The sequence below is a fragment of the Variovorax boronicumulans genome, assembly GCF_029892485.1.
GTDB classification, from domain to species: domain Bacteria; phylum Pseudomonadota; class Gammaproteobacteria; order Burkholderiales; family Burkholderiaceae_C; genus Variovorax; species Variovorax boronicumulans_B.
Genome location: NZ_JARXVG010000001.1, coordinates 419,740 through 437,022, shown reverse-complemented (window position 1 = coordinate 437,022; position 17,283 = coordinate 419,740). Strand labels below are relative to the sequence as shown.

At 67.1% G+C, this 17,283-nt stretch carries 16 protein-coding genes; 14 read left to right on the top strand and 2 right to left on the bottom strand.

Features of this window, described 5'->3' with window-relative positions; genetic code table 11:
- Positions 1 to 20: 20 nt before the first annotated feature.
- The 3 genes from lpdA (at position 21) to M2282_RS02095 (ending at position 3,308) form a co-directional block, all read left to right on the top strand.
- Positions 21 to 1,448 (top strand): dihydrolipoyl dehydrogenase, encoded by a 1,428-nt coding sequence (lpdA, locus tag M2282_RS02105; RefSeq protein WP_280807131.1) that lies wholly within the window; start codon positions 21 to 23, stop codon positions 1,446 to 1,448.
- Positions 1,449 to 1,548: 100 nt separating this feature from the next.
- On the top strand, positions 1,549 to 2,646 hold the full coding sequence (zapE, locus tag M2282_RS02100) for a cell division protein ZapE (protein ID WP_280807130.1): 1,098 nt from the start codon (positions 1,549 to 1,551) through the stop codon (positions 2,644 to 2,646).
- Complete coding sequence (locus tag M2282_RS02095; protein WP_280807129.1) at positions 2,643 to 3,308, top strand: hypothetical protein; 666 nt, start codon at positions 2,643 to 2,645, stop codon at positions 3,306 to 3,308. Before zapE ends, M2282_RS02095 begins: the two co-directional genes overlap by 4 nt.
- 14 nt (positions 3,309 to 3,322) lie before the next feature.
- On the opposite strand, the gene M2282_RS02090 is transcribed toward M2282_RS02095, so the two are convergent.
- Complete coding sequence (locus M2282_RS02090) at positions 3,323 to 4,111, bottom strand: PP2C family protein-serine/threonine phosphatase (RefSeq protein WP_280807128.1); 789 nt, start codon at positions 4,109 to 4,111, stop codon at positions 3,323 to 3,325.
- Between the two features lie 108 nt (positions 4,112 to 4,219).
- Between M2282_RS02090 and M2282_RS02085 the strand changes: the two genes are divergently transcribed.
- Positions 4,220 to 4,423, top strand: a complete 204-nt coding sequence (locus tag M2282_RS02085) for a YdcH family protein (RefSeq protein WP_041943815.1) — start codon at positions 4,220 to 4,222, stop codon at positions 4,421 to 4,423.
- Positions 4,420 to 6,486, top strand: a complete 2,067-nt coding sequence (locus tag M2282_RS02080; protein ID WP_280807127.1) for an ATP-dependent DNA helicase — start codon at positions 4,420 to 4,422, stop codon at positions 6,484 to 6,486. The genes M2282_RS02085 and M2282_RS02080 overlap by 4 nt, the downstream gene beginning before the upstream one ends.
- Before the next feature lie 10 nt (positions 6,487 to 6,496).
- Here the strand turns inward: M2282_RS02080 and M2282_RS02075 are convergent, their stop codons facing one another.
- Positions 6,497 to 7,303: an outer membrane protein assembly factor BamD gene (locus M2282_RS02075; RefSeq protein WP_280807126.1), complete on the bottom strand. Its 807-nt coding sequence runs from the start codon at positions 7,301 to 7,303 to the stop codon at positions 6,497 to 6,499.
- 71 nt (positions 7,304 to 7,374) lie between these two features.
- On the opposite strand from M2282_RS02075, the gene M2282_RS02070 reads away from it, so the two are divergent.
- The 9 genes from M2282_RS02070 to hisS all read left to right on the top strand — a co-directional run bounded on the left by M2282_RS02070 (position 7,375) and on the right by hisS (position 17,282).
- Complete coding sequence (locus M2282_RS02070) at positions 7,375 to 8,343, top strand: RluA family pseudouridine synthase (RefSeq protein WP_280807706.1); 969 nt, start codon at positions 7,375 to 7,377, stop codon at positions 8,341 to 8,343.
- Positions 8,344 to 8,471: 128 nt separating this feature from the next.
- Positions 8,472 to 9,356 carry an SMC-Scp complex subunit ScpB gene (gene scpB / locus M2282_RS02065; protein WP_280807125.1) on the top strand — a complete coding sequence of 295 codons (885 nt, stop codon included), beginning with the start codon at positions 8,472 to 8,474 and terminating at the stop codon, positions 9,354 to 9,356.
- Positions 9,343 to 11,124 (top strand): pseudouridine synthase, encoded by a 1,782-nt coding sequence (locus M2282_RS02060; RefSeq protein ID WP_280807124.1) that lies wholly within the window; start codon positions 9,343 to 9,345, stop codon positions 11,122 to 11,124. Before scpB ends, M2282_RS02060 begins: the two co-directional genes overlap by 14 nt.
- A gap of 154 nt (positions 11,125 to 11,278) precedes the next feature.
- Positions 11,279 to 11,704, top strand: a complete 426-nt coding sequence (ndk, locus tag M2282_RS02055; RefSeq protein WP_013542117.1) for a nucleoside-diphosphate kinase — start codon at positions 11,279 to 11,281, stop codon at positions 11,702 to 11,704.
- Positions 11,705 to 11,725: 21 nt separating this feature from the next.
- The gene (gene rlmN, locus M2282_RS02050) at positions 11,726 to 12,880 is read left to right on the top strand and encodes a 23S rRNA (adenine(2503)-C(2))-methyltransferase RlmN (RefSeq protein WP_280807123.1); all 1,155 of its coding nucleotides are present in this window, start codon (positions 11,726 to 11,728) and stop codon (positions 12,878 to 12,880) included.
- A gap of 4 nt (positions 12,881 to 12,884) precedes the next feature.
- Complete coding sequence (gene pilW, locus M2282_RS02045) at positions 12,885 to 13,739, top strand: type IV pilus biogenesis/stability protein PilW (protein ID WP_280807122.1); 855 nt, start codon at positions 12,885 to 12,887, stop codon at positions 13,737 to 13,739.
- Positions 13,732 to 14,682, top strand: coding sequence for a helix-turn-helix domain-containing protein (locus M2282_RS02040; RefSeq protein ID WP_280807121.1), 951 nt, complete (start codon positions 13,732 to 13,734; stop codon positions 14,680 to 14,682). Before pilW ends, M2282_RS02040 begins: the two co-directional genes overlap by 8 nt.
- On the top strand, positions 14,679 to 15,956 hold the full coding sequence (ispG, locus tag M2282_RS02035; protein ID WP_280807120.1) for a flavodoxin-dependent (E)-4-hydroxy-3-methylbut-2-enyl-diphosphate synthase: 1,278 nt from the start codon (positions 14,679 to 14,681) through the stop codon (positions 15,954 to 15,956). The genes M2282_RS02040 and ispG overlap by 4 nt, the downstream gene beginning before the upstream one ends.
- Before the next feature lie 15 nt (positions 15,957 to 15,971).
- Positions 15,972 to 17,282 carry a histidine--tRNA ligase gene (hisS, locus tag M2282_RS02030; RefSeq protein WP_280807119.1) on the top strand — a complete coding sequence of 437 codons (1,311 nt, stop codon included), beginning with the start codon at positions 15,972 to 15,974 and terminating at the stop codon, positions 17,280 to 17,282.
- Position 17,283 lies beyond the last annotated feature (1 nt).

Sequence of the window (17,283 nt, the reverse complement as noted above, 5' to 3'; positions counted from 1 at the left end):
ACAACTGAAACGGAAACCCTATGAGCAAACAATTCGACGTCATCGTCATCGGCGGCGGCCCCGGCGGCTACATCGCCGCGATCCGTGCGGCGCAACTGGGCTTCATCGTGGCCTGCATCGACGAGTGGAAGAACGCCAAGGGCGGCCCCGCGCTCGGCGGTACCTGCACCAACGTCGGCTGCATTCCCTCGAAGGCGCTGCTGCAATCGTCGGAGCACTTCGAGCACGCCGGCCACGGCTTTGCGGACCACGGTATCAAGGTGTCGGGCCTCGCGCTCGACATCGACAAGATGCTGGCCCGCAAGGAGCAGGTCGTGAAGCAGAACAACGACGGCATCACCTACCTGTTCAAGAAGAACAAGATCACCTCGTTCCACGGCCGTGGCTCGTTCGTGAAGGCCGCTGAAGGCGGCTACGAGATCAAGGTGGCGGGCGCCGCCGAAGAATCCATCATCGGCAAGCACATCATCGTGGCCACGGGCTCCAATGCCCGCGCGCTGCCGGGTGCGGCCTTCGACGAAGAAAACATTTTGTCGAACGACGGCGCGCTGCGCATCGGCGCCGTGCCGAAGAAGCTCGCGCTGATCGGCTCGGGCGTGATCGGTCTCGAAATGGGTTCGGTGTGGCGCCGCCTCGGCGCCGAAGTGACGGTGCTCGAAGCGCTGCCCACGTTCCTGGGCGCGGTGGACGAGCAGATCGCCAAGGAAGCCAAGAAGGCCTTCGACAAGCAGGGCCTGAAGATCGAGCTGGGCGTGAAGGTCGGCGAGATCAAGTCGGGCAAGAAGGGCGTCTCGATCGCCTGGACCAACGCCAAGGGCGAAGCCCAGGTGCTGGACGTCGACAAGCTGATCGTGTCGATCGGCCGCGTGCCCAACACCATCGGCCTGGCGGCCGATGCCGTGGGCCTGGCGCTCGACGAGCGCGGTGCCATCAACGTGGACGGCGACTGCAAGACCAACCTGCCCAACGTGTGGGCCATCGGCGACGTGGTGCGCGGCCCGATGCTGGCGCACAAGGCCGAGGAAGAGGGCGTTGCCGTGGCCGAGCGCATTGCCGGCCAGCACGGTCACGTCAACTTCAACACGATCCCGTGGGTGATCTACACGCACCCCGAGATCGCGTGGGTCGGCCAGACTGAGCAGCAGCTCAAGGCCGAAGGTCGCGCCTACAAGGCCGGCAGCTTCCCGTTCCTGGCGAACGGCCGCGCACGCGCGCTGGGCGACACGACCGGCATGGTCAAGTTCCTGGCCGATGCAACGACCGACGAGATCCTGGGCGTGCACATGGTGGGCCCGCAGGTCAGCGAGCTGATCTCCGAAGCGGTGGTGGCGATGGAGTTCAAGGCGAGCGCCGAAGACATTGCGCGCATCTGCCATGCACACCCGTCGCTGTCGGAAGCCACGAAGGAGGCTGCCCTGGCGGTGGACAAGCGCACGCTCAACTTCTAAGGATGTTCGCCCCCCGGCTTGCCGCTTCGCGGACTTCGCCACCCCCCGTGGGGGAGGCTCGGTCGCCTTGGGGCGGCCCGACGGCGACCTAAGGTCTATCTTGAGCGTCAAAGAGGCTTACGAAAAGGAACTCGCCGTGCGCGGGTTCCACAGCGATCCCGCGCAACTGCACGCCGTGGAGGCGCTGGATCGCTGTGCGAACGAATGGGCCGAGTACAAGGCCCAGCGTTCCAATGCGCTGAAGAAGTTCATCAACCGGCCCGAGCTGCCGCGCGGCGTCTACATGTACGGTGGCGTCGGGCGGGGCAAGAGCTTCCTGATGGACCTGTTCTTCAACGCGGTGCCGCTGCGCCGCAAGACGCGGCTGCATTTCCACGAATTCATGCGTGAGGTGCACCGCGAGCTGCGCGAACTGCAGGGCACGGTCAACCCGCTCGACGAGCTGGGGCTGCGCATCTCCAAGCGCTACAAGCTGATCTGCTTCGACGAGTTCCATGTGGCGGACATCACCGACGCGATGATTCTTCATCGGCTGCTGGTGTCGCTGTTCGAGAACGGCGTGGGCTTCGTCACCACCTCCAATTTCAAGCCCGACGACCTGTATCCCGGCGGGCTGCACCGCGACCGCATCCTGCCCGCGATCGCGCTGCTCAACGAGAAGCTCGAGGTGCTGAGCGTGGACAACGGCACCGACTATCGACGCCGCACGCTCGAGCAGTTGCGCATGTACCTCACGCCGAACGATGCGGCGGCCGAGAAGGAAATGCGCAAGGCCTTCGACAAGCTGGCCGAGACGGCCGACGAAAACCCGGTGCTGCACATCGAGTCGCGCGAGATCCGCGCGCGGCGCAAGGCCGGCGGCGTGGTCTGGTTCGACTTCAAGACGCTGTGTGGCGGGCCGCGCTCGCAGAACGACTACCTCGAAATCGCCAGCCAGTTCCACACCGTGCTCTTGTCAGACGTGCCGCACATGCCGGTGCGCATGGCCTCGGAAGCACGCCGTTTCACCTGGCTGGTCGACGTCTTGTACGACCGGCGCGTGAAGCTCATCATGTCGGCAGAGGTTCCGCCCGAGGCGTTGTACACCGAAGGTCCGCTGGCGCACGAGTTTCCGCGCACAGTCTCCCGGCTCACCGAAATGCAGTCGAGCGAGTTCCTCTCCCTGGAACGCCGCATCGTCGATACCCGACTTACATGAAAAAAATCGCCCTTGCCCTGCTGATGACCTTCGCCAGCCTGCCGCTCTGGGCGCAGTCGAACGCCGCGGCCGGCAGCGCGAATTTCGAGGCCGAACGCAGCCGGCTGTCCGCGGAGCGCGAGACGATCGAGGCGCGCTTCCTGCAGGAGCGGACGGCTTGCTACAAGAAATTCGCGGTCGAGGACTGCCTGCGCGAAAGCCGCGGCCGGCGGCGCGACGAGCTCGCCAGCATCAAGCGCCAGGAAACCGCGATCAACGACATCGAGCGTCAGCGCGCCGGTGCCGCGGAGTTGCAGAAGCTCGACCAGAAGGCTGCGACCCCGCGTCCGGCGGACACCCAGGAAAAACGCGACCAGTCGGCCAAGGATCAGAAGGACCGCGAGCAGCGCGCGACGGACCATGCCGCCAGCCGGGCCGCCACAGCCGCCGAGGCTGCCGCGCGCCAGAAACAGTTCGACGACAAGCAGAAGGCGCACGCCGAAGCGCAGGCCAAGGCTGCACAGCGCAGCGCCGAGGCACCCGCCGAGGCCGAGCGCTTTGCGGAGAAGCAGCGCAAGGCGGAAGAGCACCGGGCGAGCCGCGAGCGGCAGAACGCCAACCGCACCAAGCCGCGTGGCGCACCGCTGCCGCCGGCCGCGCCCGCCTCATCGCCGGCGCGTTGAGCAGGTCCCGCCGATCAGGCTGTTGCCGTTTCGGTGGCCGTTGCCGGCAGCGAATCGAGCTTCAGCACAGCGATCGAGATGTTGTCGCCCGTGCCGCGTGCCCTGCGGCGGGCTTCGCCCACCAGGATCTCCACCGCATCGCGCGGCGGTTGCGCATACAGCACGCTTGCCAGCTCTGCGGGGCTGAAGTAATGCCAGAGCCCGTCGCTGCACGCCATCAGCAGGTCGCCCGGCTCCATCTTCGGGATGTAGTGCGGCGCGATGGGCGGTGGCGTCGTGGCCATGCCCAGGCAGCCGAGCAGGATGTTTCCCTGCGGATGCACGTTGGCCTCGGCCTCGCTGATCTGGCCCCGGTCGACCAGCGCCTGCACGTACGAATGGTCGCGCGTGCGTTTGATCAATTGCCCGTCGTGGAAGTGATAGATGCGGGAGTCGCCCGCATGGATCCAGGCGCAGTCGCCCTTGGGATTCATGAGGAACGCCGCCAGCGTGCTGTGCGGCTCCTGCTCGCTCGAGATCGCCGTGAGCTTGATGACCGTGTGTGCGTCGTCGAGCAACTGGCGCAGGACGGCCTCGGGGTCGTCGCGCTCCGGGTGGTAGCGGGTGAAGAGCTGGCGCGCCGTCATCAGCACCTGGTCGGATGCCTTGCGGCCGCCGCTGCGTCCGCCCATGCCATCGGCGATGACGCCCAGGACACAGCCCGGCGTGCGCGGATGGCTCATCATCAGCACCTGGTCCTGCTGATAGGGGCGGTCTCCCTTGTGGAGTCCGGTGGCGGCGGCAAGTCGAAAGCCTTGGGTCATGAGCACATGTGCGCCAAAGGCGCGCTTCCTGTCTTCTCGTAAATTCGTATCAGGACGTATTATCGAATGAACATGCGCCGCGCAAACCCTGCGTTCGCACACCCACCGTTGGACTCCAATCTTCACTCCCTTTCCCGTCAGCTGATCGAACTGCGCATCGAGCATGCCGATCTCGACGCCACCATCGACCGACTGGCCGAAGCCTCGCCGCAAGACGAGCTCCTGCTGCGACGCCTGAAGAAGCGCCGCCTCGCGCTGCGCGACCAGATCACGCGCGTGGAGAACATGCTCGATCCGAGAGAGCCCGCGTGAGCGACACGCTCGAGGACAAGGTGCGCGATGCGTTCGCGCAGGGCGGGGTGCTCTCGCACGCCGCCGATCAATTTCGCGAACGCACGGGCCAGACCGACATGGCGATGGCGGTGGCCCGCACCATCGACCAGGGCGGCGTGCTGGTGGTCGAGGCCGGCACCGGCGTCGGCAAGACTTTCTCGTACCTCGTGCCGGCGCTGTTGAGCGGCGAACGCGTGCTGCTGTCGACGGCCACCAAGACGCTCCAGGACCAGCTGTTCGGCCGTGACCTGCCGCGGCTGGTCGAGGCCTTCGGCTTGCCGGTGCGCACGGCGCTGCTCAAGGGACGCGGCAGCTACCTCTGCCTGCACCGGCTAGACACGGCGCGCCACGACGCCTCGCTGCCCGAGCGCGGCAGCCTGCGCACGCTCGCCAAGATCGAGCAATGGTCCAAGGCCACGCGCACCGGCGACCTGGCCGAGCTGCCCGGACTCGACGAGCGCTCGCCGCTGATTCCGCTGATCACCTCCACGCGCGAGAACTGCCTGGGCGCGCAGTGCCCGGAGTTCAAGTCCTGCCATGTCAACCTGGCGCGGCGCGAGGCGCTGGCGGCCGACATCGTGGTGATCAACCATCACCTGTTCTTCGCCGATCTCGCGGTGCGCGAGACCGGCATGGCCGAACTGCTGCCGACCGTGAGCGTGGTGGTGTTCGACGAAGCGCACCAGCTCAACGAGACCGGCGTGCAATTCCTGGGCGCACAACTCGGCAGCGGCCAGGCGCTCGATTTCGCACGCGACATGCTGGGCGCGGGCTTGCAGCACGCACGCGGGCTGGTCGATTGGCAGCAACTGGTGGCGGCGGTCGAGCGGGCCGCGCGCGAGTTGCGGCTCGTGGTCGGCAAGCAATGGCCCGGTGCCAAGCTGCGCTGGCTGGGGGCGTCTCCGGAGGGCGTCGATCCGGGCGCCTGGCAGAGATCGCTCGAAGACCTGCAGCATTCGTTCGAACTCGCGGCCGAGGGGCTCGATACCGTGAGCGAAATTTCTCCCGACTTCGTGCGCCTGCACGAGCGGGCGCAGCAACTGGCCAAACGCGCGGCGCGCTTCGCGCTGCCGTGCGCGGTCGATTCGGTGCGCTGGGTGGACGTGGGCTCGCAGCTGCGGCTGATCGAATCGCCGCTCGACATCGCCGAGGCGATGCGCAAGCGCGTGCTCAAGATCAGCGAGCCGGACGACGAGGACGACAGCGACACCGATGCCTACGGCGAGCGCCCCGCGGCGCAGGAGCGCGAACACGACCGCCGCGCCTGGGTCTTCACCTCCGCCACGCTGGGCGACGAGCCGACGCTGCGCTGGTTCACCGAGCCGTGCGGCCTGGGCGATGCCGAGGTGCTGCGCGTGCAGAGTCCGTTCGACTACGCATCGCAGGCGGCGCTCTACGTGCCGCGCGTCTTTCCCAAACCCAACGATGCCTCGCACAGCGCGAAGGTCGCGCAACTGGCCGCACGCGGCGCCACCGAACTCGGCGGGCGCACGTTGGTGCTGACGACCACGCTGCGCGCACTGCGCACCATCGGCGATGCGATGAAGCAGCAGTTCGAATTGCTCGACGCGGCGGTACGTCCCGAGGTGCTGGTCCAGGGCGAGCTGCCCAAGCGCGTGCTCATGGAGCGATTCCGCGAGGGCGCGAGCGAAGGGCGTGCCGGCTGCGTGCTGGTGGCGTCGGCGTCGTTCTGGGAAGGATTCGACGCGCCGGGCGACGTCTTGCAGCTGGTGGTGATCGACAAGCTGCCGTTTCCGCCGCCCAACGATCCCTTGGTCGAGGCCCGGTCGCAGCGGCTGGAGGCGCAAGGGCGCAGTTCGTTCAGCGACTATTCGCTGCCCGAGGCTGCCGTGGCGCTCAAGCAGGGGGCGGGGCGCCTGATTCGCCGCGAGACCGACAGCGGCGTGCTGGCAATCTGCGACACCCGGCTGGTGGCAATGGGCTATGGCCGCCGGTTGCTGGCGGCGCTGCCACCGATGCGGCGGCTGGAAACCGAGGCGGATTTCGAGAGCGCTATCGGCGCCCTCAGGAATCCCGGCTAGCCGGCGCTGATTACCAGACCTTCCACCAAGGGTCGTTGTTGCCCTTGAAGCCGTTCGCCAGGTAGGTGCTCTGCGGATAGTTGGTGGTCAGCACGCGCTGTGCATCGTCGCGCAGGTCTTTCATGCCGAGGGCGTCGTACGACTTCACCATGATGTACAGGGCTTCTTCGAGCGCCGGCACTTCGCGGTAGTCGGACAGCGCGATCTGCGCCCGGTTGATGGCCGCCAGATAAGCGCCGCGCGTGTAGTAGTAGCGCGCCACGTGAACTTCATACTGCGCGAGCGAGTTCACGATGTAGTTCATGCGCTGGCGAGCGTCTGGCGTATAGCGCGAATCGGGGAAGCGCGTGACCAGGTCGCGGAACGACTCGAACGATTCCTTGGCGGCCTTCTGGTCGCGCTCGGACAGGTCTTGCCGTGTCAGGAAGGCGAACATGCCCAGATCGTCGTTGAAGTTGATCACGCCCTTCAGGTAGAGCGCGTAATCGAGCGCCGGGCTGGCCGGGTGCAGCTTCATGAAGCGATCGATGGTGGCGATGGCGTTGGCCTTTTCGCCGGCCTTGTACTGGGCGTAGGCCTTTTCCAGTTGGGCCTGCTGCGCGAGCGGGGTGCCGGCGGCGCGGCCTTCGAGCTTTTCGTACAGGGGCACGGCCTTGTCGTAGGCGCCCGAGCTGGACTCTTCCTTGGCTTCCGAGTAAATGCGGTTGGGGCTCCAGCCGGCGGTCTTGTCTTCCTTGGTGGAGGAGCAGCCGGTAGCGAGCAGGGCCGCCGCGCTGAGCGCGATCCAGGCGGGGACCGATAATTTGGCGCGAAACATCACATACGGCTTTCGTGAAACAGTTGACTTCAATTATATCGACCGACCCTTTGGCCGATCCCCCGGAAACCATGGAGCTCGAGGAGGGAGCCGATCCGGTCGAGCCGAGCGAGCTGCGCCCCTTTGCGGTCAGCCAGGCGCTGCATGGCCAGCGGCTCGACCGGGCGCTGGCCGCCCTGGTGCCCGAATTCTCCAGAAGTTACCTGCAGCAGTTGATCGAGGCCGGTGCCGTCGAGTTCCAGGGGCGCACGCTCACCAAGGCCTCGGCCACCGTGCGTGCGGGGCAGGCGGGGCATATCGAACTGCGCCCAACGCCCCAGAGCCAGGCCTTCCGGCCCGAGGCGATGGACATCGTCACCGTGTTCGAGGACGAGCACCTGCGCATCATCGACAAGCCGGCCGGCCTGGTCGTGCATCCGGCCCCCGGCCACTGGAGCGGCACGCTCCTGAACGGGCTGCTGGCACTGGACCCCAAAGCCGTGCTGATGCCCCGCGCGGGCATCGTGCACCGGCTCGACCGCGACACCAGCGGGCTGATGGTCGTCGCGCGCACCCGGGCCGCGATGGATGCGATGGTGGCGCTGATCGCGGCGCGCGAGGTCAAGCGGCAGTACCTGGCGATCGGGCACAAGCCATGGGTGGGCGCCGCGGCCCGCCAGGTCGACGCGCCGATCGGCCGCGATCCGCGCAACCGGCTGCGCATGGCCGTGGTCGACCTGGAGCGCCACCCGGGCAAGACGGCCCGCACGCTGATCGAGCGGCTCGACAGCCATTCGGAAGGCTGCGTGGTGCGCTGCACGCTCGAAACCGGACGCACCCACCAGATTCGCGTGCACATGGCGTCAATCGGCCATCCGCTGGTCGGCGATGCGCTCTATGGCGGCGCTCCGGCCGTGGGCCTGGCGCGCCAGGGGCTCCATGCGTTCCGGCTCGCGTTCGTGCACCCCGTCACGCAGGCGGCAATGGAGTTCCGCTCGCCGCTGCCGCCGGACCTTGCCCAGGCCTTGCAGTCCTGGGGGCTGGACTACAATCGCGCCTGACGGCCCGAGGGCCGCGCCGGCCCCCCGAGCCGGCCCTGCGTTGCACTCGCCGCGTGCCGGCAACGCCTACTCCTTTCATCCTTGTGAGCCAGCGTCTACCAGGCGCCTTTTCCCGGATAACGCGAACCATGAATACGGCGGATGCCAAGCGCATTCTCGAAACCGCCTTGATCTGTTCGAGCCAGCCGCTGCCGGTGCGCGATCTGCGCGTGCTGTTCGACGACGAACTGGGCGTGGACACCATCAAGGTGCTTTTGCTTGAACTGCAGGAAGACTGGGCGCAACGCGGCCTGGAGCTCGTGAGCGTCGGCAGCGGCTGGCGTTTCCAGAGCCGGCCCGAGATGCGCGACCACCTCGATCGCCTGCACCCCGAAAAACCGCCGCGCTACACACGCGCCGCGCTCGAGACGCTCGCCATCATTGCCTACCGCCAGCCCGCCACGCGTGGCGACATGGAAGACATCCGCGGCGTCACGATCAACTCGCTGATCCTGAAGCAGCTCGAGGACCGCGGCTGGGTCGAGGTGATCGGCCATCGCGAAACCGTCGGCCGCCCCGCGCTCTATGCGACCACCCGCCAGTTCCTCGACGACCTCGGCCTTGCTTCGCTCGACCAGTTGCCGCTGATCGAAACCCCCGCGCAGCAGGCTGCGCTGGTCGATGCGCTGGAGCAGGCTTCCGGCAACCAGCCCGGCTTGCCCATCGACGTGGTGGCCGAGTCCGACGCCGATGCGTCGGCCACTGGCGATGCGGATGTGGCGCCAGGAGAAGTGCTGCTGCCAGCCGAAGCCCCTCCCGAAGCGGTGGAAGCCGCCGCCGCACAGGTCGCCGAGGATGCCGCGTCCGTCGATGTGGACGAAGCGGATGAAGCACCGCTCTCCGCCGCTGACGGCACCGAGCCTCCCGCCGACATCGAACCCATCCCCGCCACCGATTCCGACCCCGATGCCGCGTCCCAGGACGAGGTCGACCCCCACGCAGTTCCTCCGGAAAAACCCCATGAGCCCATCTGACATCGACGACGCGGGAATCCTGCCGGTCGCGCCTGAATCCGAGAAGAAAGAGGCGCCAGTGCCCGAACAGGCCGCGGATGCTGCGATCGATCCCGCGGCGCCAGCCGATGGCGAAGCGCCCAAGAAGCGGCGCCCGCGCAAGAAGAAGGTGGTCGAGTCGGCTGCCGACGAGGCACCGGCGGCCCGGCAGGACGAGCCTGCAGCGCCCGCGGTCGAATCGCCAGCCGTCGCTGCCGCACCCGAAGAGGCCGCCCCGGCCCAGGCCGCCCGCCAGGAGCGGGCGACGGAAGAGGCTCTCCGCGATGATCAGCGCGACCAGGGCGACGACGAGGAAGAAGACGAAGAGCCCGACGAGGAAGAAGACGACCTCGACCGCGCCCGCCGCGCCGCCGAGCGCGAACAGCGCAACGCGCCGCCGACCGAGCCGATCCGTTTCGTGGACGTCATTTCAGGCCAGTTCGATGCCGACGAGGAAAGCCCCGAGGTGCCGCCGCTCAAGCGCGTGCTGCTGCCCGAAGCCGATTCGCCCAAGCTGCACAAGGTGCTGGCGCAAGCTGGCCTGGGTTCGCGGCTCGAGATGGAGTCCCTGATCCTGCAGGGGCGAATCTCGGTCAACAACGAGCCGGCGCACATCGGCCAGCGCATCCAGTACGGCGATCAGGTCAAGATCAACGGCAAGCCGATCCGTTACCGCATTGCGCCGCCGCCGCCGCGCGTGATCGCGTACCACAAGCCCGTCGGCGAAGTGGTCACGCATGACGACCCGCAGAACCGGCCCACCGTGTTCCGCAAGCTCCCGCGCCTGCAGCAGGGCAAGTGGCAATCCGTCGGCCGGCTCGACCTGAACACCGAAGGCCTGCTGCTGTTCAGCAGCTCCGGCGACCTCGCCAACCAGTTGATGCATCCGCGATTCGGCCTGGAGCGCGAGTACGCGGTGCGCGTGCTGGGCGCCCTCAGCGCCGAAGAGAAGCAGAAGCTGCTCGACGGCGTTCGTCTCGAAGATGGCATGGCCCAGTTCGGCACCATCGAAGAGGGCGGCGGGGAGGGTTCCAACTGCTGGTATCGCGTGACCATTTCCGAAGGCCGCAACCGCGAAGTGCGCCGGCTGTTCGAGTCGGTGGGCCATGCGGTCAGCCGGCTGATCCGCATCCGCTATGGCGCGATGGTGCTGCCGCGCGGCCTGAAGCGCGGCGCCTGGATGGAGTTGGACGAGCGCGACATCCGCGCGCTGTTCCAGGCATCGGGCGGTGCGGCTGCGCGCCCCGCGGCGCCCCAGCAACGTGGCCCCGGCGGCCCCGAGGGCGGCGGCCGCAACGGGCGCAACAAGAAGCGCCGCGGCAACCGCAATGGCGGTGGTCAGGGGCAAGGCCAGCAGCCGCGCGAAATGCGCGACGAAGGGCGCGAGGCACCTATTCCGAATCCGTTGGGCGACGGTCGCCCGCCGCGCGGCGATCGCGGTCCACGTACCAACCGCGGGGGAGGCAATGGCGGCCCGCCGCAAGGGCAGCAGCGCCGCGGCAATGCTGGCGGCAACAACCGCCAGGGGCAGGGCGGCGGCAATCGCCCGCAGGGCGACGATCGCCAGCCGAGCGGTGCCAACCAACCCGATCCGATGAAGACCTCGCTGGGCTACATCGGCGCTGACAGCTTCTCGCGCCAGCGCAAGGAGCAACGCGGGGGCCCGGGGGGGCGCCGAGGCGGAGGCGGTGGTGCGGCGGGCGGGGGTGGCTACGGCGGCCCGGCCGGTTCGCGCCGCCGCGGGCGCTGAAAGCCGGCGTCACCGCGCGGCTTTCGCGGGGTTTTCACCAATCCCGGAGGCCGCGCCGGTTAAAATCAGAGGCTTTGTCGACCGGTGACGAAACAAACTCGTCGCAGTTGTGACAAAACACTTCAAAATCAAAGCTGCAGGAAGCATTTCAATAATGGCTATCGAACGTACCCTCTCCATCATCAAGCCCGACGCAGTCGCCAAGAACGTCATCGGCAAGATCGTCTCCCGCTTCGAAGCTGCCGGCCTCAAGATCGTCGCTGCCAAGCTGGTGCATCTGTCGCGCAACGAAGCCGAACAGTTCTACTCGGTCCACAAGGAGCGTCCCTTCTTCAAGGACCTGGTCGAGTTCATGATCTCTGGCCCCGTGTTCGTGCAAGTGCTCGAAGGCGAGAACGCCATCGCCAAGAACCGTGACCTGATGGGCGCCACCGACCCCAAGAAGGCAGCCGCCGGCACCATCCGCGCCGACTTCGCCGACAGCATCGACGCCAACGCCGTGCACGGTTCGGACGCCCCTGAAACCGCAGCGAACGAAGTCTCGTTCTTCTTCGCCGGCCTCAACGTCTACGCACGCTGAAGCCGTCTGCCGACTGATTCCATGACCACGGCCAACCTGCTCGACTTCGATCTCGAGGGTTTGGCTGCGTTCTGCGAAAAACTCGGCGAGAAGCGTTTTCGCGCCACGCAGCTGTTCCGCTGGATCCACCAGCGTGGCGCCAGCGACTTCACCCAGATGACCGATCTGGCCAAGTCGCTGCGCGAGAAACTCGCGACCACCGCGCGCGTGGAGGCCTTGCCGGTCCTCACGCAGCACGAATCCAAGGACGGCACGATCAAGTGGCTGTTCGACGTCGGCGGCGGCGATGCCGTCGAAGCCGTATTCATTCCCGAGGACGACCGCGGCACGCTGTGCGTGTCGTCCCAGGCCGGCTGTGCGGTCGGTTGCCGCTTTTGCTCGACCGGGCATCAGGGCTTCAGCCGCAATCTCAGTACGGGCGAAATCACCGCCCAGCTGTGGTTTGCCGAACATTTCCTGCGCAAGCACCTCAAGCGCGGCGATCGCGTCATCTCCAACGTGGTGATGATGGGCATGGGCGAGCCGCTGCAGAACTACACCGCGCTGGTGCCCGCGTTGCGCACCATGCTCGACGACAACGCCTACGGGTTGTCGCGCCGACGGGTCACCGTGTCGACCTCCGGCGTCGTGCCGATGATCGACCGCCTGGGCACAGACTGCGCGGTGGCGATGGCCGTTTCGCTGCACGCGCCCAACGATGCGCTGCGCGACGACCTCGTGCCGCTCAATCGCAAGTACCCGATTGCCGAACTGCTCGAGGCCTGCAAGCGTTACCTCGAACACGCGCCGCGCGACTTCATCACCTTCGAGTACTGCATGCTCGACGGCGTGAACGACCAGCCCGAGCACGCGCGCCAGCTGATCGAACTCGTGCGCAGCCACAACGTGTCGTGCAAGTTCAACCTGATTCCGTTCAACCCGTTTCCCGCCTCGGGCCTGCTGCGTTCGCCGCAGCCGCGCGTGCTGGCGTTCGCCAGGACGCTGGGCGAAGCGGGCCTCGTGACCACCGTGCGCAAGACGCGCGGCGACGACATCGACGCGGCCTGCGGACAGCTCGCCGGCGACGTCAAGGACCGCACCCGCGCCGCCGAGCGCATGGCCCTGCGCCGTGCGACCGAACGTCCCGTCGTCTTGCACCCGATGCGCAAGAACCCTACCGTCCCCCAGGAGCATTGAAGCAATGAGCCAGGCCTTTCCGATGACCACCGCGAGCACGCAGCGCCTGCTGGCTGCCAGCCTTGCCGGTGTCGCCGTGGCGTTTCTGCTCGTGGGCTGCGTGAACACGCGGACCACCACCACCACCCTTGCCGACACCAGTTCGGGCAAGGGCAACGAGATCGTCACGGAGTCCGACGAGACCAACCGCCAGCGCCGCGCGCGCCTGCGCATGGAGCTGGCCTCCGGTTATTTCGAGCACGGCCAGACCACCGTCGCGCTCGACGAGATCAAGCAGGCCCTCGTGGCCGATCCCAACTACGCCGACGCCTACAACCTGCGCGGGCTCGTCTACATGCGGCTCGAGGATGCGGGCCTTGCCGAAGACAGCTTCCGCCGCGCGATCGCGATCAATCCGCGCGATCCCAATGTTCGCCACAACTACGGCTGGCTGCTGTGCCAGCAGAACCGCTTTGGCGACGCGGCGCAGCAGTTCACCGAGGCGCTCGCCGTGCCCGGCTACAACGACCGCGCCAAGACGCTCATGACGCAGGGCGTCTGCGAGCTCAAGGCCGGGCTGCGTCCGCAGGCGGAGCGCAGCCTGATGCAGGCCTATGAAATCGACGCCGGCAACCCGGTGGTCGGCTTCAACCTGGCGTCGGTGCTGGCGCAGCGCGAGGAGTGGCAGCGCGCCCAGTTCTACATTCGCCGCGTCAACAACAGCCCCTCGGCCAGCGCCGAGACGCTCTGGCTCGGCATCAAGATCGAACGCAAGCTCAACAACCGCGAGGCCATCGCGCAGTTGGGAGGCCAACTGCAACGCCGCTTCCCCCAATCGCGGGAGGCATCAGCGTACGAGCGCGGGAATTTCAATGACTGAACGGGTTTCGGAGTTCGGAACCTCCGCGGCACTGCCGCTCGAGGAAAGCGACATCGCGCACAAGACCGCTGGCGACCTGCTGCGCGAGGCGCGCGAGGCGCACGGACTTCACATCGACATGGTGGCGGCTGCGCTCAAGGTGCCGCCGCAGAAGCTCATGGCGCTCGAGGCGGACGACATCGCTTCGCTGCCTGACCCGGTCTTTGCGCGCGCACTGGCCAGCAGCGTCTGCCGGGCCTTGCGCATCGACCCGGCGCCGGTGCTCGCCAAGCTGCCGAACACCAGGCAGGCGGGTCTTGCGGTGGCCGACCGGACCCTCAAGACCAACATCGTGTCCGGCACGCCGCGCTGGAACGGCGGGCGCTCCAGCGTGCTGCCGTCGCGGGCGCTGCTGGCGGTGGTCGTGCTTCTGTTGATCGGTGCGGGCGCGCTGTTCTGGCTGCCGCAGTCGGTTTTCGACCAGCTAGGCGCCTCGGTGTCCCGCCTGACCTCGCGCGGCGAACCCGACGCGGCGTCGACGGGCGAAGCATCCGCAAGCGGATCGGCCGCGGGCACGCCCGGTGCGCCGGGCGTTGTGGCCGAGAACGTTCCGGTGCAGGCCGTTGCCCCCACCGGGCCGGCTGGCAACGCAACTGCCGCGGGTGCTGCTCCGGCAGCCGCCGCGCCTGCCGCGGCATCTCCCGTGGCCGCCGCAAACAGCAGCCAGCAACTTGTTTTCGTGGCGCGCGAAGAGTGCTGGATCACCGTGACCGAAGCCGGCGGCAAACAACTGCTGCGCCGCAGCGTGAAGGCCGGCGAAACCGTCGGGCTGTCCGGCACGCTGCCGCTGTCCGTGGTGGTGGGCCGTGCGTCGGCTGTCGATGTGCAGGTGAGCGGGAAGCCCTACGATCTGAAGCCGGTCACCCGTGGCGGTGGCGTGGCGCGCTTCGAGGTGAAATCGTGACCGACTGCACCCCTCAACCCATCGCATCGGCAGCGCCCAAGGCGCGCCGCTCGCGCCAGGCCAGCGTGACCTGGGGCCCGCGTGTCGTCACGGTGGGCGGCGATGCGCCGGTGCGAGTGCAGTCGATGACGAACACCGACACCGTTGACGCCATCGGCACCGCGATCCAGGTCAAGGAACTCGCCATTGCGGGCTCCGAAATGGTCCGCATCACGGTCAACACGCCTGAGGCCGCAGCACAGGTGCCCTACATCCGCGAGCAGCTCGACCGCATGGGCATCGACGTGCCGCTGATCGGCGATTTCCACTACAACGGCCACCGCCTGCTCACCGACTATCCGGCGTGCGCCGAGGCGCTGAGCAAGTACCGCATCAACCCCGGCAACGTGGGCAAGGGCGACAAGAAGGACAAGCAGTTCGGCCAGATGATCGACGCCGCGATGCGCTGGAACAAGCCGGTGCGCATCGGCGTGAACTGGGGCAGCCTCGACCAGGAACTGCTCGCCAGCCTGATGGACACGAACAGCCAGCGCGCCGAGCCCTGGGATGCCAAGCAGGTGATGTACGAGGCGCTGATCACCTCGGCCATCGAATCCGCCAAGCTCGCCGAATCGATGGGCATGGCCGGCAACCAGGTCATCCTGTCGTGCAAGGTGAGTGGCGTGCAGGACCTGATCTCGGTGTACCGCGAACTTGCCAGGCGCTGCGAGTACCCGTTGCACCTGGGCCTGACCGAAGCCGGCATGGGCACCAAGGGCACGGTGGCGTCGGCCACGGCGCTGTCGATCCTGCTGCAGGAGGGCATCGGCGACACCATTCGCGTGTCGCTCACGCCGCAGCCGGGGGAGTCGCGCACGCAGGAAGTGCTGATCGCCAACGAAATCCTCCAGGCCCTGGGCCTGCGCGTGTTCGTGCCGAGCGTCACCGCCTGTCCGGGGTGCGGCCGCACCACGAGCACCACCTTCCAGGAACTGGCCAAGCAGATCGACGACTACCTGCGCCTGCAGATGCCGGTCTGGCGCAAGAAATACCCGGGCGTCGAAACGTTGAAGGTGGCCGTCATGGGCTGCATCGTCAACGGCCCCGGCGAGAGCAAGCACGCCGACATCGGCATCAGCCTGCCCGGCACCGGCGAGGCGCCTGCCGCACCGGTCTTCATCGACGGCGAAAAGGCCCTCACGCTGCGCGGCGACAATATCGCCAACGAGTTCCACCAGCTCGTCGAAACCTACATCGAAAAGCGCTTCGGCGGCGAACACGCCGTCGCTGCCTGACACCTCCGCAGACTCATGGCTGAAAAATTGAATGCCGTCAAAGGCATGAACGACATATTGCCGCCCGAATCGGCGCGCTGGGAGTGGCTTGAGGCCACCGTGCGCGACCTGATGGGGCGCTATGCGTACCGCAACGTCCGCACGCCGATCCTGGAGCGGACGGCGCTCTTCGTTCGTGGCATTGGCGAGGTGACCGATATCGTCGAGAAGGAGATGTACTCCTTCGAGGATCGCGCCGACAAGAACGGCAAGTTCGAGCACTTGACGATGCGGCCCGAAAACACGGCGGGCCTCGTGCGCGCAGTGATCGAGCACAACATGCTGTACGAAGGGCCCAAGCGGCTTTGGTACACCGGCCCGATGTTCCGCCGCGAGAACGTGCAGCGCGGACGGTTCCGCCAGTTTCATCAGATCGGCGCCGAGGCGCTGGGCTTTGCCGGTCCGGATGTCGATGCAGAACTGATCCTGCTGGCCAATGCACTTTGGAAACAGATCGGCCTGACCGATGTGCGACTGGAGCTCAATAGTCTGGGGCAGTCCGCCGAGCGTGCACAGCACCGTGCCCAGCTCATCGCTCACTTCGAAAAGCACGCGGACAAGCTCGATGAGGACGGCAAGCGCCGCTTGCACAGCAATCCGCTGCGCATCCTGGACACGAAAAACCCGGCGATGAAGGAAGTCGTTGAATCGGCCCCGAAGCTGATCGACTTTCTTGGCGCCGAATCGCTCGCTCACTTCGAAGGGTTGCAGGCCATCCTCAAGGCCAACAACATTGCCTTCACGATCAATCCACGTCTCGTGCGCGGGCTGGACTACTACAACCTCAGCGTCTTCGAATTCGTGACGGATCGTCTTGGCGCCCAGGGCACGGTATGCGCCGGTGGCCGCTACGACGACTTGATTGCACAGATCGGCGGCAAGCCGGCTCCGGCGGTGGGTTGGGCGATGGGTGTTGAGCGTGTGCTCGATCTGCTGAAGGAGCAGGGCGCCGGTGTTTCCGCTCCCGCACCCAATGCCTACGCCGTGGTGCCCGATGCCGCCTCGATGCCTGTCGTGCTGCGCACGCTGCAACAGTTGCGCGAGGCCGGTGTCAGCGTGCAGATGCATGCGGCCACTGCCGACGGCCTCAGTGGCGTCAAGGCGCAAATGAAAAAAGCCGACGCCAGCGGCGCGGCCTACGCCCTGATCTTCGGCGCCGATGAACTTGCACGCGGCGAAGTGACTCTCAAGGCGCTGCGCGACGGCAGCGGCGCGCAAACCGCCCGGCCTCTCGCCGAAGTGGCCACCTGGGCCGCCACCCTACAATCCCCGGCTCCCAACACCTGAT

Coding starts and splice junctions, on each gene's coding strand:
- lpdA (WP_280807131.1), top strand. CDS start 21: ATGAGCAAACAATTCGACGTCATCGTCATCGGCGGCGGCCCCGGCGGC.
- M2282_RS02095 (WP_280807129.1), top strand. CDS start 2,643: ATGAAAAAAATCGCCCTTGCCCTGCTGATGACCTTCGCCAGCCTGCCG.
- M2282_RS02090 (WP_280807128.1), bottom strand. CDS start 4,111: ATGACCCAAGGCTTTCGACTTGCCGCCGCCACCGGACTCCACAAGGGA.
- M2282_RS02075 (WP_280807126.1), bottom strand. CDS start 7,303: ATGTTTCGCGCCAAATTATCGGTCCCCGCCTGGATCGCGCTCAGCGCG.
- M2282_RS02070 (WP_280807706.1), top strand. CDS start 7,375: ATGGAGCTCGAGGAGGGAGCCGATCCGGTCGAGCCGAGCGAGCTGCGC.
- scpB (WP_280807125.1), top strand. CDS start 8,472: ATGAATACGGCGGATGCCAAGCGCATTCTCGAAACCGCCTTGATCTGT.
- M2282_RS02060 (WP_280807124.1), top strand. CDS start 9,343: ATGAGCCCATCTGACATCGACGACGCGGGAATCCTGCCGGTCGCGCCT.
- ndk (WP_013542117.1), top strand. CDS start 11,279: ATGGCTATCGAACGTACCCTCTCCATCATCAAGCCCGACGCAGTCGCC.
- rlmN (WP_280807123.1), top strand. CDS start 11,726: ATGACCACGGCCAACCTGCTCGACTTCGATCTCGAGGGTTTGGCTGCG.
- pilW (WP_280807122.1), top strand. CDS start 12,885: ATGAGCCAGGCCTTTCCGATGACCACCGCGAGCACGCAGCGCCTGCTG.
- M2282_RS02040 (WP_280807121.1), top strand. CDS start 13,732: ATGACTGAACGGGTTTCGGAGTTCGGAACCTCCGCGGCACTGCCGCTC.
- hisS (WP_280807119.1), top strand. CDS start 15,972: ATGGCTGAAAAATTGAATGCCGTCAAAGGCATGAACGACATATTGCCG.